The sequence below is a fragment of the Aliisedimentitalea scapharcae genome (assembly GCF_045277565.1).
In the GTDB taxonomy this organism is placed as follows: Bacteria; Pseudomonadota; Alphaproteobacteria; order Rhodobacterales; family Rhodobacteraceae; genus Aliisedimentitalea; species Aliisedimentitalea scapharcae.
In genome coordinates this window covers 3,755,631-3,781,812 of sequence record NZ_CP123584.1, presented here as the reverse complement: position 1 = coordinate 3,781,812, position 26,182 = coordinate 3,755,631, and the positions used below count along the sequence as shown (strand labels likewise).

The following is a 26,182-nucleotide window of genomic DNA, read 5'->3' as shown; positions in this document are numbered from 1 at the left end:
AATTCAAGTAATAATTTGAATTGGAAAATAATTATAGATAAGCTATTGATTATATTTCTTTTATTACTTCAAATTTCAACCCATCTGCGCGCGCTAGGTAAATCGGTGCACGTTTGCTCTTGTTTGCAGAGAGGCACTTTCGACCACTGCGATGAATCACAGGCAGCGCGTTGGACAGGTTTTTTTCGTGCCAGATTGAGGCGTGGCCTTGCATCAGACCGGCCAAGAAGTGGACCCCTTCATACGTCGATTGCCCCAAGGCATTCAACACGGGTGCCTGGTCGCCATGTACTCCGTAATACAGCTCCTTGAAGGCGGCGTTGGCCTCGGTCGGCAAGGTGCCAAAATAGGACGATGCGGCAAACATGCGTTTGGTATTTCGGGCACCGCTGGCCATCAGGGCGTTTTCCTCGATTGCGCAGGACAGACGAACCACACGTTTGTGCAGGCCCGCTTTGCCAAAGGCCCGGTTGAACGTTACGGCATCCTGACCAACCAGCGAAATCAGCACGGCATCGGCATCCGATTGCCCGATTTCCCTGACATATTGGTCCATGTTTTTCAGCCCAAACGGCAGATATCTCTCATAGGTCAGCCCGACTGCCATTTCGCGCAGTTTTGCCTTGGCATAGAGATGCGAGGTGCGCGGCCAGACATAATCATTGCCGATCAGCGCCCAACTGCGGGGTTTGTATTCGCTCTGGATCAGGGCCATGGAGGGGCCCAGTTGCTCTTGTGGTGTTTCTCCAATGGCAAACAGACCCGCCGTGCTCTCTCCACCCTCGTAGAGGGGCGTGTAGACATAGGGGATGCGCTGGCGCACAACCTTGCTCAGACGCTGGCGGATTGCGCTGATATGCATGCCGACAATGGCGTCGATCGATTCTGTTTCGATCAGGTCATTGACGGTTTCTTCGATCGGGATGCTCGCCTCCAGTGCGGCATCCAGCATGATCAGCTGTACCTTGCGCCCGTCCAGCCCCTGAGCGCGATTCAATTCTTCCACTGCAACTTGTGCGCTGGAGATACAGGAGGGGGCCCAGATCCCGGCCGAACCACACAAAGGGATAAGCAGCGCGATGCGATACGTGCCCTTGGCGCGCGTCAGCGGACCCTCGCGCAGTTCCTCCAATTCGGTTGGAACATGAGGACCGGGTGCAGATGTCATCATTTCGGCGTCGCCCTTTCGCTCGGTGATGGGGACCCGCCACATTCCATTTGAATTTATTTTCCAAGTCAACTAAATTCTCGAATACAGGAAACGGTGAGCGCCATGGATGATCAAATCAGTCCGATCAGCAACTATCTCTCTTATGCACTGGCAGCGGCGCATCGCGCGGTGAACACGTCACTGGCGTCGCGGCTGCGCAAGCATGGTATTCAGATCGAAGCATGGCGGGTTCTGGAGACGCTGGAGGCGGACGGACGCCTGACGATGGGGCAGTTGGCCGAAATCGTGTTGATGAATCCTCCAACGCTGACCAAGATGGTGGATCGAATGGTGTCGGATGGTTTGGTGCACCGTCAGGTGGCCCAGAATGACAATCGCCAGATCAACCTTCTCCCCACGGCCCTGGGGCGTAAACGTATGCTTCAGATCCGCCAGGAAATCGACGACCACGATGCGGTGATTCTGGGGCAGCTGGGTGATCAGGAAACCCAAAAGCTGATCCAGTTGCTGCGTGGTCTCACGTGAGACTCTGAAAATGGGCGCTGTACCCGCCACCGGGCAAGAATTTTAGGTAAAATTCTTGGGCGGCGACGGTCAGGTGCCGCCCAAGGGCCAGGATGTGTGCGTGTCAGCTATGAAGATCACCTGCGTCCATCACTTTGCGCTGGACCGGGCGGCTGTGGCACAGCGCCAGACAGGCGGGATCCGGTCGAGCGTACGGCCCCAGGACAAGGTCAGCATTCGGGTGGCTCAAACCGGTTGCGTGCACAAGTCGAACAACCGGGATAGATCACCTGCGGACAGGTGATCAAACCGGTCGGACAGCGCTTCGATTTCGTCTGCGCGCGCGCGCCCCAGTATCGGATCGGCCAGAGCGTGGAACTTGTCCGATATCTGTGCGTCGCTGAGCGGGCGATCCGCGTCACCGCGCGGTGTCCGTGGAGCGTCTTCGATCCGGCGACCATCTGTCAGAACCAGCGTCACCTGAGCCCATCGTTTGTCGGTGCTGATACGGGTCATGTCATCGTCGTCGATCAATTGGACCGACCGGCTGACGCGCAGGATATCTGGATCATTCAGGGCTGCATCGGTCAGTTCATTCACCCCGACCTGACCGCGCACGATCATCGCGGCAACGGGAAAGGCGATGGAATAGGCGAAATCATCCTGGGTCCGGGGTTCGTGCCCGGCCAGACGGGTGGCATAATGAAAGGTGCGGATTTCGACGTTCGAGATCTGATCATGGGTCAACTCATTGTCGCGCATCATATCATGCACCGCGTCGAGCGATGGGTGTGCCCACCGGCAACAGGGGTAGGCCTTGTAGTGGGTGTAATCGACAGTGCGCCATCCCGTCCCCAGATCCTGCCAAAACTCTTGCCCTTCGGGGCCTTCGCAGGTCAGGGCGGGGGCACCCGTAAACCCTTCCAGTGCCAGATAGGCCGCTGTGACACCAGAAGGCGCGCCCCATCCGACCCCGTCACGTACCATTGACGGGTGGTCGATGCAGCGCATCATCTGGCTTCGCGGGCCGTGATATTCTCCGATCCCGGCGGCCTGGCGGATCTGTTCGCTGTTTCCACCCAAAAGCGCCGCCCCCGCCGCTGCCACGCCCACGGCGGTCCAGGCTCCTGACGTGTGATAGTCGTCACAGGTGGCATGCTGGACCAATCCCGCGCGATAGGAAATCTCGTAGGCGATGGCCAACAGCTCGGCAAAACGTTGGCCATTGATCTGTTGTTCGCTCGCCTGTGCCATGGCGATCAATGCGGGAAAGATAGCTGAACCTGCGTGCCCCTTGCAGGGTGTCACCCCGTCATGGGCGTCGATGCTGTCGATGGTAAAGGCTCCGGCCATGGCCGCGCCGACCGGGCTGGTCGCCCGCCCGTCCATCAACATCCGCGCAGATCCCGCCGACCCGCTGCCAAAGATCATCGGAGCAACCTTGCGCGCAATTCCTGACAGCGGGGTTGTGGCACCTACGGCTGCAACACCCATCGTGTCCACAAAGCTGCGCCGCAGCACGTGCAACACGGACGCAGGCAGGGCGTCATAACGCAAATCGGTGGCGAAACTGTCAAAAGGCAGGGTCATTTGGTGTCGTTTCCCATTGGGCATACAAAGGCGGCTCGGGTTTCAGCCTCGGGGCAGCCGGGAAGCAGATCAAGCACGTCCGCGACTTTTGGCGTCGTTTCCGGGGCACCTGTGCTTACTGGTCTTCTGTGCTTTGCGCCTTGAACTCGAACACCGGGACAAATGTGGCAGGTGCCAGAGAATGCTGGATCAGCGCAACATCAGGTCGCACACCTGATATGACCTGGATCGCGGGGCCCAGATGGGTGACGTCCAATTTGTTTTCGATTGCCCGAACCGCCATTTCGATGGCCAGACGCCCCTGGAGCACCGGCATGTCCGTCGGCGCGGCTATGATCCGGTTGCGACGAATGCCACGATGCACCGCGTGGGTGAAATAATCTGACACGATCCGGACCTGATCCTGCATCCCGCGGGCGCGCAGGACGGAAACCGCGGCTTCGGCCGCTGGTGCCGATCCGACGATATAGTCAAGATCCGGTACCTCGTCCAATGCCTCTTCGATCAGCAGAACCTGAATTTCCCGCCCGGTATCGCCGTATTTGGTCACCGCTATTTCTGCCGAGCTGTTGCGTACAGCCGCGCGAAACCCGGCTTCGACAAATCTGACCCAGCCGGCCTTTTCCGGGCCGGGGAACCAGGCAACCTTGACCGGGTCAGAGCCCTTGGGGTGGGCGCGGGCGATCACTCGGCCGGCTTCGGCCCCCATTTCGGTCCAGGAGACGCCGACTTTGGCCGTGATTCCGGGATCTGCGATATCATTCACGGCGGCAATCACCGGAACGCTCTGGGCAATCCGTTCAACTGTTTCGGTCAGCCCGTCAAAGGAAACGGTGCCCAAAACCAATGCGTCCGCCTGATCATCCACACAGGCTTCGATCTGCTGGATTTGTCGGTCCAGGTTGGGATAACCGCCTGCTTCGACCAGGTGGAAAGAGACGCCCAACCGGCGGGCTTCTTCGACCATGCCATAATTCACGCTCAGCCAATAGGCATCCTTGAGATGTGGATACGAGACGCAAATGGACCAGTTTTGCGATGCTTTATCAATTGGTTGATAGTCGATTTGGGAAAAGGAACCGGTGTAGTCAAACGCCGTATCCGGTGCGTTCAACTGCCAGGTTTCAGCCATGGCAGTGCTGTGCAGAATAGCAAACCCCAATATCAAAATTCGACGCATAGCAGCCCTTTATGTTGACCGGACCATAGGTGGACAGGTGCAAAAGGGAAATCAAATTTGCTCTTTTGGGGCAAACACGCTTAGGGTTCGGGATGTTGAAAAACCTTGGCCTGGGTGGGAAACTGCTGCTCGCGTTCATCCTGATCGCGGGTCTCCCCACCATTGCAGGGCTGTTAGGGGTGTTCGAGCTTCGCGAATTGGCGCGACGTCAGGCGATTGTCATCAACCAGACGATTCCGGTGATCGCCGATGTGCGTGGTATCACGGAAGAAAGCACCCGGATCATTGCGATCGCGCCGGAATTGGCCGAAGTCAACACCCAGGAAGACAGGACCGAACGCACCGCGTTTCTGTCCGAACAGGTGGACGCACTGATCCTTCGTCTTGATCGCCTGGACGCCCGCGGTTCCACGAACACCACCGACCTGCGCAGAACTGTCGCGGATGTGGCCGACACGGTTCAGCACCTCAACAGCGTGGTGGCACGTCGGATTGCGCAGTTCAATATTCTGAAGCACCAGATCACTGATGTGTTGGAGGCATCCAATACGTTGTTGGATATGGCCGACACATTGGTGGCCAATGCCGAAATGGGCACCACAGCAGTGATATCGAGCCTTTATGACGCGGGGCCAGGGACATCCGTGGACAGCAACCGCGCTGATACATTGGACAAGCTGCTCGAAGTCGATCTGTTCCAACTGGGACTGATGTTCGAATTGCGCTCGCGGACGGCCGAGATCGGTTTGCTGATCAACCGGATTGACGAGGCCACCAGCGCCACCGAGCTGGGCGAGATTGCTGCATCATTGACGCATCGGCTGTCCATCGTATCACGCCGGATCAAGGCGATCCCGGACCCGGGACGCCTGAAACAGGCACAGGTTCTGTTGCAACGGTTACGCGTTGCGACGGATGGGGCTCCCAATCTGTTCGAGCTACGCCAAAGCATTCTGGACACCAACGCGCAGATTGGCGTCGTCAAACAAGAGCTTCAGGATGCGGCGATCCGATTGGGCGGCGAAGCGGGCGCAGTTGCCGATCGGGCCCAGACACAGGCGATCGAAACCGGTGAACGGGCGGCGGCGGATGTCCAACAGGCCCAGACACGCAACACGGTTGTGGCTGTTGTGGGCCTGATATTTTCGCTAGCCATTTTGTGGTTCTTTATCCGCGGCAACATCACCCTGCGGCTGGACCATCTGTCCAACGCGATGACGGCCCTGGCCAAAGGCCGGTTGGATCGGCGGATTGCCGCGACCGGATACGATGAAATCGCGCGTATGGAACAGGCGGTCGAAGTGTTTCGCAAACAGGCGATTGCCAAATCTGAACTGGAAAAGGAACGGGATCGCACCGAACGCGAGCTGTTGGAACATCGCAACAATCTACAGGCAATGGTTGCCGAGCAAACCGAGAAATTGCGCCATGAAGTCGAAGCCCATGACGTGGCCCGGCGCGAGGCCGAAGCCGCAGACCGGGCCAAGTCCGAATTCCTGGCCATGATGAGCCATGAAATCCGCACACCGATGAATGGGGTGCTGGGCATGTTGCGTGGATTGACGGATGAACCTCTGTCCAGTGATCAGCAGTTGCGGCTGCGCGCAGCCATCGCCTCGGGGCAGAATCTGCTCAAGATCCTCAATGACATCCTGGATTACTCCAAGGTCGAAAGCGGCGGGTTGACCAATGACCCGGTTGCGTTTTCGGTTTCCGATCTGGTCACGGACATTGTGGTTCTCATGCGTCCCAGCGCGGATGAAAAAGGGCTGCATCTATGGCTGGACCTGGCAGATGACGTGCCGCATGTGGTGCGTGGAGACGTGGCCAAATTGCGCCAGATCCTGTTCAATCTGCTGTCAAACGCGGTGAAGTTCACGGATCAGGGCGAAGTGATCCTGAGGGTGCGCGCCAATGGGGGTGGCTCCGACGCCTGTATGCTGACCTTTGAAGTCAGCGACACTGGCCATGGGATCGCCAATGAAGCCAAACGCCGGGTGTTCGAAGCCTTCGAACAAGAGGATGACACCAGCACACGCGCATTTGGTGGCACCGGGTTGGGATTGGCCATCAGCCGGCGGTTTGCACAGGTGATTGGTGCGCGGTTGACCCTGGAAAGCACCAAGGCTGTCGGGTCGGTGTTTTCGCTCTCGATCAATTTGCCGATCGCGCAAGCCCGCGATCTGGTGCCTCCAGAAGCCGCGCTGGCACCAGGTTTGAGCAAAACGCCGCTGCGCGTTCTGGTGGTGGAAGACAATGAAATCAATCAGATGGTCGCACAGGGGTATCTGGAGCGGATGGGTCACAGCTGCCAGTGTTTGGCAAATGCCGAAGACGCGCTGAAGCTTCTTCAGGAGCAGCAGTTTGACGTGGTGCTGATGGATGTCGATCTGCCGGGGATGAGCGGGACCGATGCCACACGTTTGTTGCGTCAATCGTCCGACCCCTATCTGGCCAGTGTTCCGGTCATCGGCATCTCGGCGCATGTTCTGGATGATCAGATTGAATCGCATCTACAGGCGGGAATGCACGGGTTTGTTGCCAAACCCGTTTCTCCGGAACGTCTGTCCCAGGCGTTGGACCAGGTGGCTGCCGGACACCAGGGGCGGGTTTTCCTGTCTTCGAGACGAACGGTGAAGGCAGATCAGCGTCACCTGGACGGGCTATCGCAGGTTCTACAGACCAACGCGCGTGATTTTGGTGCAGAAAAAACGGTTCAGATTGCACAGCTTTTTTTGGACCAGCTGGGCCAGGATCACAAGGAATTGCTGCGCGCCGTTGAACAGGCCGATTGGCATCAGGTGGCCAAAACGGCGCATCGGCTAAAAGGGGCAGTCGGAAATTTCGAACTGGATTATCTGGGTGATCTGCTGGCTCAGGCAGAACGTCAGGCCAAGAGAGGCACCAAGGCCGAGGTTGCCGGATTAATCACAGAGATCAATGCTCTGGTCCCGCAGATCGAATCCGCCATGGCCGAGGCTCAGGACCGGTTTCTCAAAGTCAGCTGATCGGCGCAGTGAATACATACCCTTCTCCGTGAACCGTGGTAATCACACGCGGATGGGCCGGGTCGGTTTCCAGTTTGGCCCGCAATCTTCGGATCAGCACATCGACCGTTCGCGGGTTGGCACCATATTGGCGATGGGTAATCCGGGTCATCAATGCGTCCCGGGTGATCACCTGTCCGGCACGGCTGACCAGACAGTCCAGCATTTCGAACTCGGCGCGGGTCAGGGGAATGACCTTGGCGTCGTCCGATTGCAGATGCCGGGCGGTCACATCGAACCGGAACGGCCCGAACTGGTAAATCCGCCGGGACAGACGGCGAATGTCTTCGGTGCGCCGCAACAAATTCTTGATACGGGCCAGAAGTTCGCGCCTGTTGAACGGTTTGCAAACATAGTCGTCGGCCCCCAGCTCCAACCCCACAATCCGGTCCACATCGTCGTCACGCCCGGTAACCAGAATGATCCCCAGATCAGATTTGGCCCGTTGTTCCCGGGTGATCTGCAACCCGTCCTTGCCGGGCAGGTTGATATCGACCAGCAACAGGTCCACATCCTGTTCGGTCAGGATCATTTCCGCGGCATCGGCGGTTTCTGCTTCGGAGATGCGATACCCCTGTGCATCCAGATAGCTGGCCAACGTCGCCCGAGTCACGGGTTCGTCCTCGATGATCAGAATATGAGCCATGGATGTTGTTTCTCCCCGCGAATGCCCGATCTGTTAACAATTTTTAACAACATTGACCACCCTGTTCATCACATCGGGCTGACCTGTTCATATCCCACACCTAGCCTGATCCGCAGAAAGCAGCGCTTTCGACAACCAACATCCCCGGCAAAAAAAACGGGGTTTGGGACAACAGGGAGGTCCTCATGAAGTTTAAGTTTCAGATGATGATTGGCGCAGCGTCGCTGGCATTGGCGGCACCAATGGCGATGGCGGCGGATTCATCCGATCCGATCATCATTCCAACCCACAACTGGTCCAGCCAGATCGTGATGAGCCATGTGGTCGGTCAGATTTTCGAATCCATGGGCAACAACGTCGAATATGTTTCGACCGACAGCCAGGCGGTTTATGAATCCGTGCGTCTGGGCGATGTCACGCTCGAACTCGAAGTGTGGGAAGGCGCTTTTGGCAAGTCGTTCAATGAAGCGGTGGCCAAGGGCGGTCTGCATGATGCAGGTGACCACAATGCCGTCACGCGCGAAGATTGGTGGTATCCCGCCTGGACCAAGGACGCCTGTCCAGGCCTGCCCAGCTGGGAGGCGCTCAACAGCTGTGCCGCTGAATTTGCGACTCCGGAAACCGGGGACAAGGGCAGATTTCTGGGCGGTCCGGTTGACTGGCTCAAGCATGATGCAGAACGTGTCGAAGCGCTGGGCATGAATTTTACCGTGGTCAATGCGGGCTCGGCTTCTGCATTGTGGGCCGAAGTGGCCGCGGCGGAAAAGACCAAGCGCCCGGTGGTTATCTTTAACTGGACGCCGAATTTTGCCGAAGCCGTCTGGCCCGGTGAATTCGTCGAATTCCCCACTTGGGTTGATGGCTGTGACACCGACGCGTCGGTGGGTCCGAACCCGGATGCGACATATGACTGTGGCAACCCTGCCAACGGCTATCTGAAAAAAGCGGCCTGGGACGGGATGAAGGACAAATGGCCTGCGGCCTACGAGGCGCTGACCCAGATCAGCTTTACCAACCCACAGATCGCCGAAATGGCCAAGCTGGTTGATATCGACGAGATGGAGCCCGAGGACGCGGCGACCGAATGGTTGGAGGCCAATCAGGGCACCTGGCAGTCCTGGACCAACTAAACCCGCCACTTTTCAACCTTTGGAACCGGGGCGGATCTTCTGCCCCGGCTCTTTGACATCAAAAGAAAGAAAGACCATGACCGCGCCCGTAATCTCCTGCAAAAACGTCTGGAAACTGTTTGGGGCCCAGCCCGAAAAATACCTGTCATCGCTGACTGGCAACCCCAGCTTTGATGACATCCGTCAGGCGGGGTATATCGCGGCTGTGCGCGACGTGACGCTGGATATCTCCAAGGGCGAAATGTTGGTGATCATGGGATTGTCGGGGTCGGGGAAGTCGACCTTTGTGCGCTGTCTGTCCCGTCTGATCGACATCACCGGCGGCGAGGTGAAGGTCGAGGGTGAAAACATCGGCGACATGAGCGAACGGGAATTGATCGACCTGCGCCGCAACAAGATGGGCATGGTCTTCCAAAGCTTTGGCCTGTTGCCGCACCGCACCGTGTTGGACAATGTGGCCTTTCCGCTGGAAATGCGGGGGCAGGATCGTCATGAACGCCGCGCCCGCGCCATGGAGGTGGTCGAACTGGTGGGGCTCGCCGGACGCGAGGATTATTTCCCCCGCGAATTGTCCGGTGGTCAGCAACAGCGCGTCGGCATTGCCCGCAGCCTGGCGATTGAACCGGATATCTGGTTTCTGGATGAGCCGTTTTCCGCGCTGGACCCGCTGATCCGGCGCGAAATGCAGGACGAATTCCTGCGCTTGCAGGAAATGCTGGGCAAGACCATCGTCTTTATCACCCATGATTTTGACGAAGCCCTGCGCCTGGCCGACCGGATTGCCATCATGAAGGACGGTGTCGTTGAACAATGCGACACCCCGGATCAGATCGTGCTGAATCCGGCCACCGAATATGTGGCAAAATTCACCGAAGAAATCGACAAGGCCCGTGTGGTTCATGCCAAGGGCATGGTGCAGCCGGTCAATGGGCACATGCTGACGGGGGATGCTATTTCCGGGGATAAAACGATCCTGGAGCTGGCGCGGCTGTTGGTTAATGACAGTCGGGATTATTTGCCCGTGTCGGGAAGGGATGGCGCAATAATTGGCAGCCTAAGCCGCCAAAAGGCGCTGGACGTGCTGCTGGGGGACGCGGCATGAGCGATCGTGCCTTGAACCTGGCGGAACCGGACCTGCAATGGACCCCGCAACGGGTGGCCGCAGCCATGTTGGTTGCAGCCGTTGTGTTGCTGTTGGGAAAAAACCTCTTGCCCGCTGGGCTGGTGCGCCCTCCAGACTGGTTGGTCTGGCCTTTTGCCGACTGGATCAACGCCCTCTTCAATTTTCTGCGCGATGATCTGGGGCTGATGCAGGTGACACGGGCCTTTGCCGCAGGTGTCGAGTGGTTGTTGGATGTAACCGCCAATCTGCTGTACGGCAAAAACCGCTGGCCGCGTGTTGGCCCGATCCCATGGACCGTGATTGCCAGTATCGGTTTTGTCATCGGCTATGCGTTGCAGGGGTGGCGTCTGTCGCTGTTGACCGGGGGCACATTCGTTTGGATCGCGGTGATGGGGCAGTGGAAATGGTCAATGGAAACCCTGTCGGTGATCGTCGTGGCTGCCCCGTTTTCGATCCTGTTCGGGCTGTTGATGGGTATCTGGGGGTGGAAGTCGCGCCGGTTCGAACGGGTGCTGAACCCGATGCTGAACATCGCGCAAAGCCTGCCGCATTTTGCCTATATGATTCCGGTGGTGGTGTTCATTGGTGTCGGCCCCAAGGCCGGCGCCATCGTCACCATCATCTTTTCCGTCCCACCCATGATCCGCATGACCATTCTGGGTCTGCGCAAGGTCCCGGACGAAGTCATCGAAAGCGGTCACATGTGTGGCGCAACGCGTTGGCAATTGCTGCGTCATGTTCGGATTCCAACGGCACGGACCGAAATTCTGGTCGGCGTGAACCAGGTTATCATGCAATGTCTGGCGATGGTGGTTCTGGCCTCGTTCATCGGGATGCCCGGACTGGGACAAAAGCTGTTGCAACTGCTGCAGGCGCTGAAAATCGGGCGGTCGTTTGAAATCGGTGTGACCATCGTTCTTCTGGCCGTGATGCTGGATCGCTGCACCAAGGCCTGGGCCACCCGTCAGCCGGAGCATTTTGAAAAAGGCACATCCTTTGCGATGCGCAACAAATATTTACTGATAGGCACCGGGTTGGCGGCGCTGTGTTTCGCACTGGCCCAGGTGTTCCCGGTGATGGACCAGATTAGCCGTCGTGATGCCTTTACCATTTCGAAACCCGTCGATGCGCTGGCTGATTGGATCATCGTGACAATTGATCCGGTGACACAATGGTTGCGCTGGTTCCTGATCACCTGGGTTCTGATCCCGATCCGGGACGGTTTCCTGTGGTTGCCGTATACAGCGGTGCTGATGTCTCTGGCGGCAATTGGTTGGGCCATTGGCGGTGCGCGTTCGGCGCTGATCTGCCTGGCGTTCTTTGGTCTGATCGCCATGTCGGGCTGGTGGGATCGGGCGATGATCACCGTCTATATGGTCGTGGTCTCGGTGATCATTGCGGCTTTGGTGGGCTTTCCGTTGGGGGTCTGGGCGTCGTTCACAAAACGCCGCGCGGCCAGCGCGCTGTTGATCTGCGATACGCTTCAGACCTTTCCCAGCTTTATCTATCTGATCCCGGTCGTGATGCTGTTTGGCGTGAATGATGTGGCTGTCATCGGGGCCGTGGTGCTATTCGCCGCCGTGCCGCTGATACGCTATACCATCGAAGGGCTGCAGCAAGTGCCAGAAACATTGATCGAAGCCGCCGACATGTCGGGGGCCACAAGGATGCAGACCCTGTGGAAGGTGCGCCTGCCCATGGCCTTGCCGACAATCATGATCGGGGTGAACCAATCGGTGATGTTTTCGCTGTTCATGGTGATCATCGCAGCCTTTATCGGCACCCAGGATCTGGGGCAGGAAATGCAACGCGCCCTGTCTTCGACCGACGTGGGCAAGGGGCTTGTCCTCGGATTTGCCGTGGCGTTCATGGGGTTGATGGTGGATCATCTGGTCACCCGATGGGCCAGTGGCAAGAAACAGGCGTTGGGTCTGGAGTGATCTCTGATCCGGCGGGGCGACCCGCCGGAGTTTTACTCTGAATGCAGCAGGTGTTTTTGGATCCGGTCAAACCCGTACCCGATATGAATACGTTGAACAAACCCGACGGCTGACAGGTCGCCGTGTTCCATCGCCTGAACCAAATCCTGTACTTCGCGCACCAGAGCGGTTGCTGCGTCAGCGCCGGTTAACTTGGCAATGCGATGCCAGGTGCTGGCCGCCTGGCAATAGGTCTGCCACCAGAAGGATTGCAGCGATGTATTGCCGATCAGATCCACCACCAGAATGTGCAGCCGATGGTTCAGTTCCACATATCTGCGTGGGTCAAACTCCTGCTCCAAGGCTTTGACCTCGACCAACAGATCCTCGACGCGCTGGCGATCTGGGGCGGTGATCTTTCGCGGCGACAGGGTTCCGATCAGGGTCGCCAGATGCAGGCGCATTTCATAGACATGGCGGATCTGGTCATCGGGCAGTGCCACCACCACGGTGCCCACACCATTGCGGGTTTCGACCAGCCCCAGATGTTTGATCCGGCTGATCGCATCGCGCACCGGCGTGCGGCTGACCCCGAATTCCTGCGCCAGATCTGCCTCTTTGAGCTGACGCCCCGGCGGGTAGTCCAGAAAACAGATGCGCTTTAGGATTTCGGCCTGGATCACATCGACGGTGGGTCTCAGGTCCTGGGGGATCTGTGTGGGTGTCACATTCATGATCTTGTCCATGTTCGGGAGCGGCGATTTTATCCGCTCTGCCGGAGAAAGAGAAGTCGGTTTTCTTTGAAAATTTTTGATGCTGTATGCATGGGTGGTCAAAATTTGAATATACTGGTGTAAAAATTCTATTTACAGCCACACCTGTGTACAGCTATGCCGGAAAATGATCTGGCGATATCGTCAAATCCGAGTCGAAAACCCACCACCATGGCCGCGACCACGCGGCCACCAGCCCAATTGAAAAGGTGCACGTCATGTTGGAGCAGGCAAAACAGAGAACCCGGAACCTTCAGGCCCGGATGAAGGACACAGGCATCCGCAAGGCGGTTTTCACCGACGAAAGCTCAATCGCTTATCTGGCCGGGTTCTGGGGGTATCTGGGCATTGAATTCGGCCGGCCAACCATGTTGGTCGTCGATGTCGAAGAGGCCCCCATCGTGATCACGCCGCTGATGGAATCCGAAATGGTGGCGGAAATGACCTGGGTCGAAGATGTGCGCGTCTGGGAAGACATGGGCCAACGCACCTGGGGCCGGGCTCTGGCCGGGGCTCTGGGCGAAAAACCCTCCGAAATCTGGGTGGAAAAGACAACCATTCCCGCCATTGTGCGCAATCACCTGGACGAGACATATCCTGGCCTGCCGCTGAAAGACATCGCACCGGTTCTGGGCGCAATGCGGGTGATCAAAACCCCGTTTGAAATCGAAGTCATGAAGGAAGCAGGCCAGATCGCTGGCGCGATGATGGGCACCGCGCATGACAGCCTGCGTGCAGGCGCACGGGAATTCGAAAGCGCGCTGGCGGTGATTGATGCCGGTTCGCGCCGCGCCGCCGATTTTCTGACCGACAAGGGATGGGACCGCTTTGTGTCTCCGATGATCCACAACTTGCAGATCCTGCAAAGCGGCAAGGATGCCTCGATGGTGCACCGCCGCGCCAGCGTCAAACAGTTCGAGAAATTCGACCCTGTGTATTTCTGCTTCTGCAACATGGCGCAGTTCAAACAATACAAACTGGGCTTTGACCGGATGTTTCACATTGGCGATGTCCGCGACCAAGATCGCCGCTGCCAGGAGGCGGCCATTGCGGCACAACAGGCGGCCATCGCCGCCATCCGCCCCGGTGTGCTGGCCGAGGACGTCGCGGCTGCCGCGAATGAGGTCTACCGCGACCGTGGCTATGAGACAGGCTATCGCACGGGGCGTTCCATCGGCGTGGCTTACCTAGAGGCGCCCGAGCTGAAAGCCGGGGACAAAACCGTGTTGCAACCGGGCATGACCTTTGCCGTGGATGGCGGGATTTCGGTCGATGGTGTAACGGCCGGGCGGATCGGGGATTCCGTGGTGGTGACCGAAACCGGGGTTGACTATATCACGCAATATCCCCGCGAAATCCTGCTAAGCAAGGATTGACCTGATGAGCGCCTCATTGAATCTGGCCGTCGCGCAAAGCCCCGGTGAACTGACCGGGGCAGCGGCACGGTTGGCCTGGCTGCGTGATCTGCTGGCAGGGCAGGAGGAGAGACCGCTGGATCTGTTGGTTCTGCCTGAATTGTTCCAATGTGGCTATAACATCGGCGAGGGTTTGTCCGATGCGGCTCAATCCCCCGATGGTCCCTTTGCCAAGGTGGTCGCCGACATAGCACACAGGCATGGGCTGGCCATTTTGTACGGGTACGCGGAACGGCAGGGCGAACATCTGTTCAACAGCGCCATCTGCTTCGACGCCGCCGGGCAGGTGGTGGGCCATCACCGTAAACTTCTATTGCCACCGGGGTTTGAAGGCGACCATTTTGAACCCGGAGCCGAATGCACGGTGTTTGAACTCAATGGTGTGCAGATCGCGATTCTGGTCTGTTATGATGTGGAGTTTCCGGAAAACCTGCGGCATGTGGCGATGCAAGGTGCCCATTTGGTCGTCGTGCCCACAGCGCTGGGTGCACAGTGGGGCGTGGTTTCTCAGCGGGTGGTGCCGACGCGGGCATTCGAAAACGGGGTCTATGTGGCGTATGCCAATCACTGCGGCCGCGAAAACGGTCTGGACTATTTCGGCGGCAGTTGCATTGCAGCGCCCGATGGATCGGATTTGGCGCGGGCCGGGGAAGATCCAGGCCTGATCTGCGCGCTCATCGAAACTGAAACTGTGGGCAGAGCCCAAAGCAGGCTGCCTTATCACAAGGATCGGCAAAACCTGCCTTGGGTCGGGTAATCAGCCCATCTGAAAGCCCGGTGTAGATTTTGACAGGGCCACTTCGTCCGCCGTCATATCGGCGGGAATGTCGTCAAACAGGGGTGTCGACATATACCGTTCACCAGTGTCGGGCAACATGCACAGGATAACCGAACCCGGTTCCGCCTGTTGCGCCACCTGCATCGCCACGGCAAAGGTCGCCCCGCCGGAAATGCCGGTCAGGATGCCTTCGTTCACGGCCAGTTTCTGAGCCCAGACAATGCCGTCGGGGCCGGGGACTGGGATCAGGCTGTCATAATATCCGTTGTCGATGGATTCCTGCAGCACATGCGGGATGAAATCGGGGGTCCAACCCTGGATCGGATGCGGTTCAAACGCCGGGTGGCTTTCATTCGGTGAATGATCGGCGGTGCGGGCCTGTACATGGCCGCTGGCGATCAGCTGAGCGTTGGCAGGTTCGGACAGCACGATTTTGGTCTCGGGGCGCTCACGGCGCAGGACCCGCGACACCCCTGTTGCGGTGCCACCTGTACCGTAACCCGTCACCCAGTAATCCAGCCGCTTGCCGTCAAAATCGGCCAGGATTTCCCGAGCTGTGGTATTTTCATGGATTTTGGCATTGGCATCGGTTTCGAATTGGCGTGCCAGGAACCAGCCGTTGGCCTCGGCCAGTTCAACCGCTTTGCGATACATGCCAAAGCCTTTTTCGGCCTTGGGTGTCAGCACCACCTTGGCCCCGTACATCCGCATCAGCTTGCGCCGTTCGATTGAGAAACTTTCGGCCATGGTCACCACCAACGGATACCCCTTGGCCGCGCAAACCATTGCGAGCCCGATACCGGTGTTGCCCGACGTGGCCTCGACCACGGTCTGGCCGGGTTTGAGGCTGCCGTTGCGCTCGGCGTCTTCGATGATGCTCAGCGCCAGACGATCCTTGACCGAAGCGGCAGGGTTGAAGAATTCGGCCTTGACGTACAGCTCGATCCCTTCGGGAGCCAGCCGGTTGATCCGGATCGCGGGGGTGTCACCAACAGTGTCTATGATGCTCGCGTACAGCTGCCCACGGCCCTTGGTTTGAAAACTGTCCTGTTGGGTCATATGAATAATCCTCTGTCTGATGGGCGAGCACTGCGCACCGACGGGAATCGCCGGTTCAGGGCCCAGAGTGCGACCAGATGCCGCCAAGTGCAACGCCGGCAGTGTCAGCCAAGCGACAACCGTCGCGATCTGTGGGACAGGGCCGCGCGGTCGGTGTCGGAAATCCTGGCGTCCCGAAGCTGGTCCAGAATATGCGTTGGCATGGGGGTGGCATGGGGCTTGGGGGTCTGGGCCACATGCAGTTCCATGAACTCGCAGACCGCAACCACCTGTCCGCCGCTGATCATTTGCAGGTGCAAATGATAGCGTTTCGCATCCACCTCCAGGACCCGCATCTCCACATGCAGGGCAGCACCCTCATGGACCTCGCGCAGGAAAAACTTGTGATCTTCGAGTAGGTACACCGTGCATTGATGTTGGGCGCGATAGGCGTCATCAATACCAATCTGTTTCTGCAGCGAAACACCGGCATGGCTGAACACCAGTCCGTAATAGGCATCTCTCATATGTCCGTTGTAATCAATCCAATCGGGATGAACGGCGGTGTCATACGTGAATATCATCTGAATGAATCCCATTTGGTCTGTTTGGTCCAATTGATAAGATGCCCTGCCCCCGGGCCGCAAGCGATTGCAGTGTTGCCAGCCCGGACCCAAAACGGCAACAAGGGGCAAAGACGTTTGATGGAGGCACCATGTTCACCCGCGATCACATCACCTATGACCCCATCGATCTGCCGGATCGCATGGAAATGACCGACGATCAGATGCTGGCTGAGTCCGAAGCGTTTTATGACCGGATGAAACGTCGCCATTCGGTGCGCGACTTTTCCGACCGCCCTGTGCCGCGCACGGTGGTCGAGGCGTGCGTGCGCGCAGCCGGCACCGCGCCCTCGGGTGCAAACCACCAGCCTTGGCATTTTGTGGCAATTTCTGATCCAGAACAAAAACACCGCATCCGCCTGGCGGCCGAAGAAGAGGAACGCCGGTTTTATGACGGCGGTGCCGGGGATGAATGGCTCAAGGCGCTGGAACCCATTGGAACCAACGATGACAAGCCGCATTTGGATATCGCGCCGTGGCTGATCGTGGTTTTTGCCCAGCGGTGGGGCCAATTCGATGACGGAACCCGGTTCAAGAATTACTACGTGCCCGAAAGCACCGGAATAGCCACCGGCATGTTGCTGACGGCGTTGCATCACGCGGGTCTTGTGGCGCTGACTCATACACCGAACCCAATGAAGTTTCTCAACGAGATGCTGGGCCGCCCAGATCACGAAAAGCCGACAATGATCATTGCTGTGGGTCACCCGGCTGCAGATGCCAAGGTTCCGGCCGTTGCCAAGATCAAGAAACCTTTGGCGGAAATTCTGACAGTTTCAGAGTGATTGGAGCGGGTAGGGGGCTCTGCCCCCATCGCCGTTGGCGATTCCCCCGGGATATTTGAGGCCAGATGAAGACAGGATCCCTTGTTCATCTGGCCTCAAATATCCCGGAGCACGAGGCAGAGCCTCGTATTTCGCGCGTCAGCGCGGTGACCTGTGCGCCGCAGGCGCTCATTCTGATTTTGGCCCTGCCTTTTTCCCATGTCGGTCCCGCCAATCCGGGGCAGTTCGGTCGCGGTATTTGATGGTGGCGCGTTTGGGCGCGTCGTCTTCACCATAGACGCCGATCATCACACCTGTGCCGTTGCTGGCACCACGCATGGCGTTGATCTGGGCGGTCGAGCGGGTTTGGCGCTGGCTGTTGCGGGCGCTCCAGGCCAGCAGGTGATCATACATCTGATCCAGAATGTCGCCGTGTTCGGGGCTGTCGCCCAAATCCACCAGCTCCTGGGGATCGCTTTCCAGATCAAACAACATCGGGCGGAATCCACCCATCGGGTGGATCAGCTTCCAGCGTTTGGTGGTCAGCATGTAGATATTGGCCTCCTTGACCGATACGTCCAACCGGTCGACCAGGGGGGAGGTTGAGTAATCGTATTCACAGATCGCAAAATCGCGGTTGGTTTCAGTGCGCGCGCCGCGCAGGATCGGCAGCAGGCTCTCGCCTTCAAGGATATGGTCGGCGACCGCGCCGCCTGCGACCTCGACAAAAGTGGGGGCCAGGTCGATGCTTTCAACCAACGCGTTGCAGACAGTGCCACGGGTGGCGTCGGCCTCAGACGAGGGGTCATAGATGATCAATGGTACCTTGGTCGAAGCATCCTGGAAAAACGTCTTTTCCCCCATCCAGTGATCGCCCAGAAAATCCCCATGGTCCGAGGTGAGCACGATCATCGTGTCTTCCATCCGACCGGTGTTCTCGAGCCAGTCGAACAACCGCCCCATCTGGTCGTCGGCTTGTTTGATCAGCCCCATATAGGCCGGGATCACGGCGTCGCGCACATCCTGGCGCGAAAAGGTCTGGCCGACCTTGGTGTCCATAAAGGCCTTGAACACCGGGTGGGCATTCTGGCGTTCCGCGTCCGACCGGTTCACCGGCTGGATATGTTCGGGGCCATACATCGACGCATAGGGTTCGGGTACGATATAGGGCCAATGGGGTTTGATATAGCTGAGATGGCAGCACCAGGGGCCGTCGGCCTGTTTGATGAAGTCCATTCCCCGAGTGGTGAGATAGGGGGTTTCGCTGTCGGGTTCGTCAATGTTTGCCGCCTGGTCCGAATTTTTCAGAAACCAGCCCGAGAGCACATTGCCGTCGGCGTCCAGGCCCGAGTTGGCAAAGTCATGCCAGGGGTTGTCACTTTCGTATCCTTTGGCGCGCAAGTGTTCATTGAACCCTTTGGCACCATCAGGGTCATAGGACCCATCGGGCCCTTCGGGCAGCATCCCGTCGTCGCGTTCAAACACGTCGAACCCGCATTCTGCCACCCGCACGCCGATCAGGCTGTCAGGTGCCAGCCCCAGCCGGGCCATGCCTTCGGCATCGGCGCGCATATGGGTCTTACCGACCAGCCAGCAGTCCATGCCTGCCTTGCGCAGGTGATCGCCCATGGTCATTTCTCCGACCTTGAGCGGGATGCCATTGCCGGTGGCGCCATGCGAATGCACGTAACGCCCGGTATAGGTGCTCATCCGTGAGCTGCCGCAGATCGGCGATTGGATATAGGCCCGATCAAAGCGAACGCCCTTTGCAGCCAGTCGGTCGATGTTGGGGGTGTGCAGATGTTCATGGCCGTAGCAGCTGAGATAGTCCCACCGCAGTTGGTCGAACATGACAAAGAGGATGTTTTTTGCCTGTGCCATGTGGTCGGTCCTCCGGGTCAGGTGACTTCTCCTACGCGATCCGCAGGGTGTTGAGACATTCTGGTCGCAACAGGGGGCACAGACAACCGAAATTTCATTAACATGGCAATTTTATAGCGAGGGAAGCCGTGAAATCAAAAGCCACAAAAAACAGCCGATCTCTGCAGAGACCGGCTGAAGAGATGACACGAGGGAGAAAAGGAAAGATGATCAGACCTTTACCCGTGTCATGCGGGGATCATAAAGCGGCTGCATATGAACCGTTGCCTTGACCCTTTGGGTCGCGACCTCCAGTTCATAGTCGCCATTCAGGACAAATTCCGCGTCCACACCGTCCGGGTTACGCACATAGCCGTAGCCAATTGATTGTCCGATCGTGTGGCCATACCCCCCCGACGTCAGCCAGCCGACGCGTTCGCCGTTGCGATAGATCGTTTCGCGGCCCAAAAGCACCACTTCGGGATCCACGGTAAAACAGGCGAGCATCTTTTTGACGCCATCAGCCTTTTGCGCCTCGGCAGCGGCGCGCCCCTTGAAATCGATGTTCTTGCGCAGTTTGACCGCCCAGCCCAGGCCGGACTCAAGGGGCGTATGATCGGCCCCGATGTCAGACCCCCAGGCACGATATCCCTTTTCCAGTCGCAAAGATTCAATTGCACGGTAACCGGCGTTGATCAAACCATGGTCCTTGCCTGCCGTCATCAATGCCTCATAGACGGTGTGGGCATATTCCACCGGCAGGTGCAGCTCCCACCCCAATTCGCCAACGTATGTGACGCGCAAGGCCTGAACCGGGCAGCCGGCGATACCGATGGTACGGATGGTGCCAAATTTGAAGCCTTCGTTCGACACGTCATCACGGGTGACCTGTTCCAGAATATCGCGTGCCTTGGGGCCCATCAACGACAGCACCGCGTTGGACGACGTGATGTCGAACAGCTGACAGTTCAACCCGTCGGGGATGTTGCGGCGGATCCAGTCGAAATCATGGGTGGCATAGCCGGTGCCGGTGACGATGTAGAATTCGTCATGCGCGACGCGGCCCACGGTCAGATCACATTCAATCCCGCCGCGATCATTCAGCATCTGGGTATAGACCAGCGCACCAACCGGTTTGTCCACGTCATTGGCACAGATCCAGTTCATTGCGGCCAGCGCATCCGGGCCTTTCAGCGCGAATTTCGCAAACGAAGTCTGATCGAACAGCACGGCAGCCTCGCGCGCGGCCTGATGTTCGCGACCCACGGCGGCGAACCAATTCTGACGGCCAAAGCTGTATTCGTCCTTGGGCGTTTCGCCCCGCGCGGCGTCTGCGAACCAGTTCGGGCGCTCCCACCCCAGTTTTTCGCCGAAACACGCGCCCTGATCCTTGAGCACATCATAGAGCGGTGATTTGCGGCAAGGGCGACCGCTGTCATGTTCTTCGTGCGGCCAGGCCATGGTGTAATGTTTGCCATAGGCCTCGACCGTGCGGGTGCGGACCCAATCTGTGTCGAAATGCGGACGGCCAAAGCGGCGAATGTCGGCGGACCACAGATCAAACGGGGGCTCGCCCTTGGCGGCCCACTCTGCCAGCACCATGCCCGCGCCACCGCCAGACGCGATACCAAAGGCATTGAAACCTGCGCCGACAAAGAAATTCGCCAATTCCGGTGCCTCACCGACAATGAAATTGCCGTCGGGGGTAAAGCTCTCCGGCCCGTTGGTCAGGGTTTTGATCCCGGCGGTTTCCAACGCAGGCACCCGGCCCAGCGACAGCTCCATCAGCTGTTCAAAATGGTCGAAATTGCTGTCGAGCAGGGTGTAATGGAACCCCTGCGGGATGCCGTTCACCGCCCAGGGGATCGGGTTGGCCTCGTACCCGCCCATGACCAGACCGCCGACTTCTTCCTTGTAGTAAGTCAATCGGTCGGGGTCGCGCAGGGTCGGCAGATTACCGGGGACGCCAAAGGGTTCGGTGACCATATATTGGTGCTCCATCGGCACCAGCGGCACGTTCACACCGAATTTGGCGGCAAAATCCCGGGTCCATTGACCGGCGCAGACGATGACCTTTTCGCATTCGATGCGGCCATGTTCGGTGATCACGGCGCGGATCTTGCCGTTGTCGATCTCCAGGTCGGTGACCTTGGTGTCCTCGAAAATTTTGGCACCTGCCATCCGCGCGCCTTTGGCCAGCGCCTGGGTGATGTCCGACGGGTTCGCCTGACCATCGGTCGGCAGGAAGGCCGCGCCGATCACGTCACCGATATCCATCAGTGGCCACAGGTCCTGTGCTTCCTTGGGGGTCAGCAGCTGCATGTCCAACCCAAAGGAATGCGCTGTGGTGGCCTGCCGCTTTACCTCGGTCCAGCGTTCTTCGTTACAGGCCAGCCGCAGCCCGCCGTTCATTTTCCATCCGGTGCCCAGCCCGGTTTCTTCCTCGAGCTTCTTGTACAGATCCACCGAATAACCCAGCAGCTGGGTGATATTGGCGTTGGATCGCAACTGGCCCACCAGGCCCGCGGCATGGAATGTGGTGCCCGAGGTCAGCTTTTTGCGCTCCAATAGGACGGTGTCTGTCCAGCCCATTTTGGCCAGATGATACGCGGTAGAGCACCCAATGATGCCGCCGCCGATGATGACCGCTTTGGCCGTGGAAGGAAGTTCAGTCATGTCAGTCCTCAGGTGTTTTCAAAGTCGGTGAGGGCCGCGCGGAACCGCGCGAGGTTTTCGGCCGTATAGGCCGCATAGTCAAAGTCGATGTCAGAGGTGATTTCAGACACCATGCTCCACATGGTTTCACGCAGCAGCGAGGCGCATTTCATCGCCGTATACCGGTGACGCAGATCGTCGGTTACCGGGGTTTCAAAATAGCTTTCCAACATCCAGTCTTCCTGATCGGGCGAAAGGCCGTTGTTGGATGCCAGCCCGCCCAGATCGAACAGGGGAGAATTGAACCCGGCATAGTCAAAGTCGATCAGCCACAGCCGGGTGCCATCGTCCAGAAAATTGCCACACAGCAGATCGTTGTGGCCAAACACCATGTCATAGGGACCGGCCTGTTGTTCCAACCGGTTGCCGATGTCGACCAGTTCGGGGACCAGCGTTTGATGGCTGCTGCTGTTTTCGCTCAGCGTCGCGGCATAATCGCGGATGACATGGAACACCCAGAACACCAACGACGGGCCGCGCAGATGGGCGGGCACCTCGTGGTGGCAACGCTTTACCAGCTCCAGAACGCGCGGCAGCATATCGAAGTGGCGCACGTCGGCCTCTGTCAGGGTGCGGCTTTCGATGAATTCCAGCACGGTCAGATCCCCTTCGGAATGCACGACCGCCGGGGACAGCCCGGCCGCGTGGGCGGCGCGGCTGGCGGCCAGTTCGTTGAACCGCATCACCTGGTGCAGCGGGATGTCATCGCCCAGGCGCACCACATAAGAACCGCTTAGGTTGGTCACCTTGAAGTTCACATTGGTAATGCCGCCGGTCAACGGCTGGGCCGTGATCTCTCCCTGCCAGATCGGCAGGGCACGGATGCGGGTTATCAGGTCGGATTGGCTCATCTCAGCTCTCCAGTCCAAATCGGATACGGGCATTGCGCGCCCCGGCGTTGACCAGCCGGTCGGCGATGATGGCGATGAAAGCGATGGCAAGGCCTGCGACCAACCCACGGCCGGTGTCGGCCTTGGTCAGGGCGATATAGACCTCTTGTCCCAGATCGCGGGTGCCGACGAGCGCGGTGATCACCAGCATCGACAGGGCCAGCATGATGGTCTGGTTGATACCCAACAGGATTTCAGGCAGCGCCATGGGCAGGCGGATATGGCGCAACAGCTGCCAACGGGTGCAGCCCGACACCTGCCCGGCCTCGATCAGTTCGTGACTGACGGATCGGATGCCATGGGCGGCATAGCGCACCGCCGGAGCCAGTGCATACAACACGATGGCGATCATGGCGGTGAAATCTCCCACCCGGAACAACATGACGACCGGGATCAGGTAGACAAAGCTGGGCAGCGTTTGCAGCGTGTCAATGAACAGGTTGATGGCCACGCCCGCGCGTCGGTTCAGCGCGGCCAGAACCCCCAACGGAACCCCGATCAACGTTGCCAGGATCACCGAAGCCCCGCACAGATACACGGTCACCATCGCCTTGGCCCACAGACCGGTCACAACGATCAGACCCGCCATTGTCCCACACATCAGCGCCAGCTTCCAACCGCCCGCGCGCCAGCCCAACAGGGTCAGCATCGCCAGCCCCCAGGTCCAGGGAATGCCCAAAAGGGTCTTTTTGATCGGCAGCAGGAACCAATGCAGGAAGAAGACTTTGACGGCTTCGAAAAAGTCGAAATAGTTCACGTTCAGGTATCTGACCGCATTGTCCCAGAATTCGCCGGTGGTGATGGTCTGGGCCTCGGGGTACTCCAGCAACAGCGGTGAAAACTGACCCAGCAGCCATGTGGCAACCAGCAGGATCAGCACCAGAACCGTGCGTTTGTGACGCGCGGCCCAGGATCCGGCCGGGGCGTGTGTCACCTGTCCCATACGTTCGGCAAAGGCCTGGCTCAGCCGGTCGACAGCGATGGCCAGCACGACGATTGCAATACCGGCTTCAAAGCCCGCGCCGATATCCAGTCGGCGCAATGCGGCCAGAACGTCGAACCCCAATCCCCCGGCACCGATCATGGACGCGATGATCACCATGTTCAGGGTCAGCATGATCACTTGATTGACGCCGACCATGATGCTCTGGCTGGCCGAAGGCACCAGCACGCGCCACATCAATTGTCGTTTCGTGGTGCCGGCCATGCGGCCAAAGTCGAGGATTTCGGGGTCGACTGCCTTGAGCGCCATGGTGGTGATGCGGATCATCGGCGGGGTGGCATAGATGATGGTGGCAACCAGCGCCGACACCGGACCAAAGCCGAACATGAACAGGATCGGCACCAGATAGGCAAAGATCGGGATCGTCTGCATCAGGTCCAGAATGGGCGACAGGATCTTTTCCCCGGTGGGGTGGCGATAGGCCCAGATCCCCACCAACAGTCCACCACCCGCGCCGATCGGCACCGCAATCAGCACAGACGCCAACGTGACCATGGCGCTGTTCCATTGGCCAAAGATGGCCAGATAGACAAAGCAGGCCCCAACCAGCGCCGCCAGTCCCCAGTCGCGACAATACTGCCCCAAGGCGATGACTGCGGTGGTGACCACGATCCAGCTGATTGCGGGTAGCAATACCTGAGCTTCGTTCCCCTGACCCAGCACGAACCCATGCGCCAACAGCGCCAGGATCAGCTCATAGGGCTGTTCGATCATCCAGGCCAACGCCCGGGTGATGTCTGTGAAAGAGACGGGGCCGATGGCAGCCTCTTCGACCAGCCATGTCATCGCGTCGGAAATGCTGTCCTTGAAAGGGATCTTCCATTTGGACGGGTATTTGGTCAGCCAACGGGCATCCAGCGCCTTGGAAATATCGCGACCAAAGGTGCCCAGAATGATGGTCACGATGACCAGCCCCCAGGTCACCAGGGCGCGTGGGGTTAGATGCCGGATCATGCCGGGTCTCCCGAGCCGAACAGCACATGCGCGATGGCCTTGCGGTCGATTGACCCGACATGCAGGCCGTTTTCGTCACAGACCGGCACTGGGGCATCGGCAGAAATCACCCGTTCGGCGACCTCGGACACGCGGGTGGTGTGGACAATGGGCTCACCTTCACCGGTGCCGCCTCTTGTCATCAACCCGGCCACGGTCAGAACCTTTGAGCGCGGGATATGTTTGGTGAATTCAGCCACATAATCCGTGGCTGGATTCATCACCAGCTCTTCGGGCGTGGCGACCTGGATGATCTCGCCGTCCTTCATGATGGCGATCCGATCAGCCAGACGCACGGCCTCTTCGAAATCATGCGTGATGAACACGATAGTTTTGTGCAGGCGGGCCTGAAGACGCAGGAATTCATCCTGCATTTCGCGCCGGATCAGCGGATCAAGCGCGGAAAACGGTTCATCCAGGAACCAGAGATCGGGTTCAGTGACCAGAGAGCGGGCAATGCCGACGCGCTGTTGTTGACCGCCGGACAGCTCGCGGGGGTAATAGTCTTCACGCCCCTTCAGCCCGACCAGTTCGACGACTTCGCGCGCCTTGGCGTTGGCCTCGGCCTTTGGGGTGTCCTGAATGGTCAGGGGGAACATGACGTTCTGCAACACGGTCAGATGCGGCAGCAGGGCGAAATGCTGAAACACCATGCCCATCTTGTGGCGGCGGATTTCGATCAGCTCCTGTTCGGTGGCACGCAACAGATCGACGCCATCAAACAGAACCTCGCCCCCGGTGGGTTCGATCAGCCGGGACAGGCAGCGGACCAGCGTTGATTTGCCCGAACCCGACAACCCCATGATGATAAAGATTTCGCCCTCGGCAATGTCGATGCTGGCCTGACGCACGGCCCCGATGATCCCGGCGCGTTTGATGTCATCGCCGGAGGGGGCGGGGTTTTGGTGCAAAAACCCGTCCGCGTCGGCTCCGTATAGCTTCCAGACATTGCGGCAGGAGAGTTTGGTCTTGGCTGTCATCAAAGGGTCTCCGGATCCGTGCCACGGGGTGGGGCTACGG

General features: G+C 58.7%; 20 protein-coding genes. 8 read left to right on the top strand and 12 right to left on the bottom strand.

Features of this window, described 5'->3' with window-relative positions; all coding sequences use genetic code 11:
• Nucleotides 1-49 precede the first annotated feature (49 nt).
• On the bottom strand, nucleotides 50-1,171 hold the full coding sequence (locus QEZ52_RS17545) for a substrate-binding domain-containing protein (protein WP_406645768.1): 1,122 nt from the start codon (nucleotides 1,169-1,171) through the stop codon (nucleotides 50-52).
• A 102-nt stretch (nucleotides 1,172-1,273) separates the two neighbouring features.
• Between QEZ52_RS17545 and QEZ52_RS17540 the strand changes: the two genes are divergently transcribed.
• Entirely contained in the window at nucleotides 1,274-1,696 is a 423-nt protein-coding gene (locus QEZ52_RS17540; RefSeq protein WP_406645767.1) for a MarR family winged helix-turn-helix transcriptional regulator, read from the top strand.
• A gap of 225 nt (nucleotides 1,697-1,921) precedes the next feature.
• Here QEZ52_RS17540 and QEZ52_RS17535 read toward each other — a convergent pair whose 3' ends face one another.
• Both QEZ52_RS17535 and torT read right to left on the bottom strand, forming a co-directional pair.
• Nucleotides 1,922-3,265, bottom strand: coding sequence for an MmgE/PrpD family protein (locus QEZ52_RS17535; RefSeq protein ID WP_406645766.1), 1,344 nt, complete (start codon nucleotides 3,263-3,265; stop codon nucleotides 1,922-1,924).
• 115 nt (nucleotides 3,266-3,380) lie between these two features.
• The gene (torT, locus tag QEZ52_RS17530; protein ID WP_406645765.1) at nucleotides 3,381-4,445 is read right to left on the bottom strand and encodes a TMAO reductase system periplasmic protein TorT; all 1,065 of its coding nucleotides are present in this window, start codon (nucleotides 4,443-4,445) and stop codon (nucleotides 3,381-3,383) included.
• Between the two features lie 92 nt (nucleotides 4,446-4,537).
• On the opposite strand from torT, the gene QEZ52_RS17525 reads away from it, so the two are divergent.
• Nucleotides 4,538-7,453, top strand: a complete 2,916-nt coding sequence (locus tag QEZ52_RS17525; protein WP_406645764.1) for a response regulator — start codon at nucleotides 4,538-4,540, stop codon at nucleotides 7,451-7,453.
• On the opposite strand, the gene QEZ52_RS17520 is transcribed toward QEZ52_RS17525, so the two are convergent.
• Nucleotides 7,446-8,138, bottom strand: coding sequence for a response regulator (locus tag QEZ52_RS17520; RefSeq protein WP_406645763.1), 693 nt, complete (start codon nucleotides 8,136-8,138; stop codon nucleotides 7,446-7,448). The genes QEZ52_RS17525 and QEZ52_RS17520 overlap by 8 nt on opposite strands.
• 185 nt (nucleotides 8,139-8,323) lie before the next feature.
• Here QEZ52_RS17520 and QEZ52_RS17515 point away from each other — a divergent pair, with 185 nt between their 5' ends.
• The 3 genes from QEZ52_RS17515 (at nucleotide 8,324) to QEZ52_RS17505 (ending at nucleotide 12,331) form a co-directional block, all read left to right on the top strand.
• The gene (locus tag QEZ52_RS17515) at nucleotides 8,324-9,268 is read left to right on the top strand and encodes an ABC transporter substrate-binding protein (RefSeq protein ID WP_406645762.1); all 945 of its coding nucleotides are present in this window, start codon (nucleotides 8,324-8,326) and stop codon (nucleotides 9,266-9,268) included.
• Between the two features lie 76 nt (nucleotides 9,269-9,344).
• Nucleotides 9,345-10,370, top strand: coding sequence for a glycine betaine/L-proline ABC transporter ATP-binding protein (locus tag QEZ52_RS17510; RefSeq protein WP_406645761.1), 1,026 nt, complete (start codon nucleotides 9,345-9,347; stop codon nucleotides 10,368-10,370).
• Nucleotides 10,367-12,331, top strand: a complete 1,965-nt coding sequence (locus QEZ52_RS17505) for an ABC transporter permease (protein WP_406645760.1) — start codon at nucleotides 10,367-10,369, stop codon at nucleotides 12,329-12,331. The genes QEZ52_RS17510 and QEZ52_RS17505 overlap by 4 nt, the downstream gene beginning before the upstream one ends.
• A gap of 32 nt (nucleotides 12,332-12,363) precedes the next feature.
• Here QEZ52_RS17505 and QEZ52_RS17500 read toward each other — a convergent pair whose 3' ends face one another.
• On the bottom strand, nucleotides 12,364-13,044 hold the full coding sequence (locus QEZ52_RS17500) for a GntR family transcriptional regulator (protein WP_406645759.1): 681 nt from the start codon (nucleotides 13,042-13,044) through the stop codon (nucleotides 12,364-12,366).
• Between the two features lie 257 nt (nucleotides 13,045-13,301).
• On the opposite strand from QEZ52_RS17500, the gene QEZ52_RS17495 reads away from it, so the two are divergent.
• Both QEZ52_RS17495 and QEZ52_RS17490 read left to right on the top strand, forming a co-directional pair.
• Complete coding sequence (locus QEZ52_RS17495) at nucleotides 13,302-14,459, top strand: M24 family metallopeptidase (protein WP_406645758.1); 1,158 nt, start codon at nucleotides 13,302-13,304, stop codon at nucleotides 14,457-14,459.
• A gap of 4 nt (nucleotides 14,460-14,463) precedes the next feature.
• The gene (locus QEZ52_RS17490; RefSeq protein ID WP_406645757.1) at nucleotides 14,464-15,255 is read left to right on the top strand and encodes a carbon-nitrogen hydrolase family protein; all 792 of its coding nucleotides are present in this window, start codon (nucleotides 14,464-14,466) and stop codon (nucleotides 15,253-15,255) included.
• On the opposite strand, the gene cysK is transcribed toward QEZ52_RS17490, so the two are convergent.
• Together cysK and QEZ52_RS17480 are read right to left on the bottom strand one after the other, a co-directional pair.
• The gene (gene cysK, locus QEZ52_RS17485; RefSeq protein WP_406645756.1) at nucleotides 15,256-16,335 is read right to left on the bottom strand and encodes a PLP-dependent cysteine synthase family protein; all 1,080 of its coding nucleotides are present in this window, start codon (nucleotides 16,333-16,335) and stop codon (nucleotides 15,256-15,258) included.
• Nucleotides 16,336-16,439: 104 nt separating this feature from the next.
• Nucleotides 16,440-16,898 (bottom strand): thioesterase family protein, encoded by a 459-nt coding sequence (locus QEZ52_RS17480; protein ID WP_406645755.1) that lies wholly within the window; start codon nucleotides 16,896-16,898, stop codon nucleotides 16,440-16,442.
• 131 nt (nucleotides 16,899-17,029) lie between these two features.
• Here QEZ52_RS17480 and QEZ52_RS17475 point away from each other — a divergent pair, with 131 nt between their 5' ends.
• Nucleotides 17,030-17,722, top strand: a complete 693-nt coding sequence (locus tag QEZ52_RS17475) for a nitroreductase family protein (protein ID WP_406645754.1) — start codon at nucleotides 17,030-17,032, stop codon at nucleotides 17,720-17,722.
• Between the two features lie 168 nt (nucleotides 17,723-17,890).
• On the opposite strand, the gene QEZ52_RS17470 is transcribed toward QEZ52_RS17475, so the two are convergent.
• The 5 genes from QEZ52_RS17470 to QEZ52_RS17450 form a co-directional block, all read right to left on the bottom strand.
• Nucleotides 17,891-19,582, bottom strand: a complete 1,692-nt coding sequence (locus QEZ52_RS17470; protein ID WP_406645753.1) for a sulfatase-like hydrolase/transferase — start codon at nucleotides 19,580-19,582, stop codon at nucleotides 17,891-17,893.
• A gap of 210 nt (nucleotides 19,583-19,792) precedes the next feature.
• Complete coding sequence (locus QEZ52_RS17465) at nucleotides 19,793-22,237, bottom strand: FAD-dependent oxidoreductase (RefSeq protein WP_406645752.1); 2,445 nt, start codon at nucleotides 22,235-22,237, stop codon at nucleotides 19,793-19,795.
• A gap of 8 nt (nucleotides 22,238-22,245) precedes the next feature.
• Entirely contained in the window at nucleotides 22,246-23,127 is an 882-nt protein-coding gene (locus tag QEZ52_RS17460; protein ID WP_406645751.1) for a phosphotransferase, read from the bottom strand.
• 1 nt (nucleotide 23,128) lies between these two features.
• Nucleotides 23,129-25,123 carry an ABC transporter permease gene (locus QEZ52_RS17455; RefSeq protein WP_406645750.1) on the bottom strand — a complete coding sequence of 665 codons (1,995 nt, stop codon included), beginning with the start codon at nucleotides 25,121-25,123 and terminating at the stop codon, nucleotides 23,129-23,131.
• Complete coding sequence (locus QEZ52_RS17450) at nucleotides 25,120-26,142, bottom strand: glycine betaine/L-proline ABC transporter ATP-binding protein (RefSeq protein ID WP_406645749.1); 1,023 nt, start codon at nucleotides 26,140-26,142, stop codon at nucleotides 25,120-25,122. The genes QEZ52_RS17455 and QEZ52_RS17450 overlap by 4 nt, the downstream gene beginning before the upstream one ends.
• Nucleotides 26,143-26,182: the final 40 nt, after the last annotated feature.

Coding starts and splice junctions, on each gene's coding strand:
- QEZ52_RS17545 (WP_406645768.1), bottom strand. CDS start 1,171: ATGATGACATCTGCACCCGGTCCTCATGTTCCAACCGAATTGGAGGAA.
- QEZ52_RS17540 (WP_406645767.1), top strand. CDS start 1,274: ATGGATGATCAAATCAGTCCGATCAGCAACTATCTCTCTTATGCACTG.
- QEZ52_RS17535 (WP_406645766.1), bottom strand. CDS start 3,265: ATGACCCTGCCTTTTGACAGTTTCGCCACCGATTTGCGTTATGACGCC.
- torT (WP_406645765.1), bottom strand. CDS start 4,445: ATGCGTCGAATTTTGATATTGGGGTTTGCTATTCTGCACAGCACTGCC.
- QEZ52_RS17525 (WP_406645764.1), top strand. CDS start 4,538: ATGTTGAAAAACCTTGGCCTGGGTGGGAAACTGCTGCTCGCGTTCATC.
- QEZ52_RS17520 (WP_406645763.1), bottom strand. CDS start 8,138: ATGGCTCATATTCTGATCATCGAGGACGAACCCGTGACTCGGGCGACG.
- QEZ52_RS17515 (WP_406645762.1), top strand. CDS start 8,324: ATGAAGTTTAAGTTTCAGATGATGATTGGCGCAGCGTCGCTGGCATTG.
- QEZ52_RS17510 (WP_406645761.1), top strand. CDS start 9,345: ATGACCGCGCCCGTAATCTCCTGCAAAAACGTCTGGAAACTGTTTGGG.
- QEZ52_RS17505 (WP_406645760.1), top strand. CDS start 10,367: ATGAGCGATCGTGCCTTGAACCTGGCGGAACCGGACCTGCAATGGACC.
- QEZ52_RS17500 (WP_406645759.1), bottom strand. CDS start 13,044: ATGAATGTGACACCCACACAGATCCCCCAGGACCTGAGACCCACCGTC.
- QEZ52_RS17495 (WP_406645758.1), top strand. CDS start 13,302: ATGTTGGAGCAGGCAAAACAGAGAACCCGGAACCTTCAGGCCCGGATG.
- QEZ52_RS17490 (WP_406645757.1), top strand. CDS start 14,464: ATGAGCGCCTCATTGAATCTGGCCGTCGCGCAAAGCCCCGGTGAACTG.
- cysK (WP_406645756.1), bottom strand. CDS start 16,335: ATGACCCAACAGGACAGTTTTCAAACCAAGGGCCGTGGGCAGCTGTAC.
- QEZ52_RS17480 (WP_406645755.1), bottom strand. CDS start 16,898: ATGATATTCACGTATGACACCGCCGTTCATCCCGATTGGATTGATTAC.
- QEZ52_RS17475 (WP_406645754.1), top strand. CDS start 17,030: ATGTTCACCCGCGATCACATCACCTATGACCCCATCGATCTGCCGGAT.
- QEZ52_RS17470 (WP_406645753.1), bottom strand. CDS start 19,582: ATGGCACAGGCAAAAAACATCCTCTTTGTCATGTTCGACCAACTGCGG.
- QEZ52_RS17465 (WP_406645752.1), bottom strand. CDS start 22,237: ATGACTGAACTTCCTTCCACGGCCAAAGCGGTCATCATCGGCGGCGGC.
- QEZ52_RS17460 (WP_406645751.1), bottom strand. CDS start 23,127: ATGAGCCAATCCGACCTGATAACCCGCATCCGTGCCCTGCCGATCTGG.
- QEZ52_RS17455 (WP_406645750.1), bottom strand. CDS start 25,123: ATGATCCGGCATCTAACCCCACGCGCCCTGGTGACCTGGGGGCTGGTC.
- QEZ52_RS17450 (WP_406645749.1), bottom strand. CDS start 26,142: ATGACAGCCAAGACCAAACTCTCCTGCCGCAATGTCTGGAAGCTATAC.